At 51.2% G+C, this 1,206-nt stretch carries 2 protein-coding genes; both read left to right on the forward strand.

What is annotated here, in order from left to right:
- The first annotated feature begins 115 nt into the window (after positions 1 to 115).
- Complete coding sequence (locus K4A83_RS22680; protein WP_407810280.1) at positions 116 to 688, forward strand: 7-carboxy-7-deazaguanine synthase QueE; 573 nt, start codon at positions 116 to 118, stop codon at positions 686 to 688.
- 8 nt (positions 689 to 696) lie between these two features.
- The gene (gene queD / locus K4A83_RS22685) at positions 697 to 1,083 is read left to right on the forward strand and encodes a 6-carboxytetrahydropterin synthase QueD (RefSeq protein ID WP_265266993.1); all 387 of its coding nucleotides are present in this window, start codon (positions 697 to 699) and stop codon (positions 1,081 to 1,083) included.
- Positions 1,084 to 1,206 lie beyond the last annotated feature (123 nt).

Genomic DNA, 1,206 nt, shown 5'->3' on the forward strand with positions numbered 1-1,206 from the left:
CCCTGCTCCCCCTCTCCCCGATTCCCGATTCACGGATTTAGATTGCAAGATGACTGTTGAAATTTCCCCCCGCTCTCTAAAGGTTCTCACGTCTATCACCTACCCGGTGGTGGAGATGTTCCATTCGGTTCAAGGGGAGGGAACTTGGGCGGGGAGTAATGCCTTTTTTATTCGTTTGGGGGGGTGTGATGTGGGCTGTTCTTGGTGTGATACTAAAGAGTCCTGGCCGTTGAATCATCACCCCCAAGAGTCAGTTCAACGGCTGTTAGAGGCGGCTAAAGAGGTTAATCCATCAATGGTGGTGATTACGGGGGGGGAGCCGTTACTCCATGATCTCCATCCCCTCACTGAGGCGCTCCATGGTGCCGGATTGTGCCTGCATCTGGAAACGTCGGGCGCTCATCCGTTCAGTGGTTGTTTTGATTGGGTGACGTTTTCCCCGAAACGTTTTAAACCGCCCCATGAGAGTATTTATAAACGGGCGGACGAGTTAAAGGTGGTGGTGTGCGATCGCGCAGATCTAGAATGGGCAGAGTTACAAGGGGCGAAGGTGGGGGAATTTGCCACCAAATATCTCCAACCAGAATGGAATTCCCCCAGCAGTCAAAAGTTAGTATTTGATTATGTGTTAACCCATCCCGACTGGCGGATTAGTCTACAAACTCATAAGTTTTTAGGAGTTCTTTGACGTTTCCCATGTCCAGCGTTCACCAGTGGATTATTTATAAAGAATTTCGCTTTGAAGCAGCCCATCGTTTACCCCACCACGATGGGAAATGTCGCCGTCTCCATGGTCATAGTTGGGTGGGACGGGTGTATGTCAAAGGCGATCGCCTCATTCCTCAAGGACCCAAGCAAGGTATGATCCAAGATTTCGGGGATCTCAAGGCCTATCTCAAGCCCCTAGTGGAAGAGTTTTTAGATCATCACTACCTCAACGAGACGACTGGATTGGAAAGTCCCACCAGTGAGGCGATCGCTCAATGGGTGTATGAACGGCTCGAAGCCGCAGGTTTACCGGGTTTGCACGCCGTAGAAATCCATGAAACCTGTACATCGGCAGCCCGGTTCAGTAGAGATTGACAACTCCCCGCCGTAAACGGTCGGGGATTCTCGTGTCACAGGGAGACTCTAGCTGGAGTATAAACTCCAACCCCGATATCTTTACCCTCGACGAGCGTTGATACGGTCTGCCCGACCGCATTT

This window comes from Spirulina subsalsa FACHB-351, assembly GCF_026130165.1.
GTDB classification, from domain to species: domain Bacteria; phylum Cyanobacteriota; class Cyanobacteriia; order Cyanobacteriales; family Spirulinaceae; genus Spirulina_A; species Spirulina_A subsalsa_A.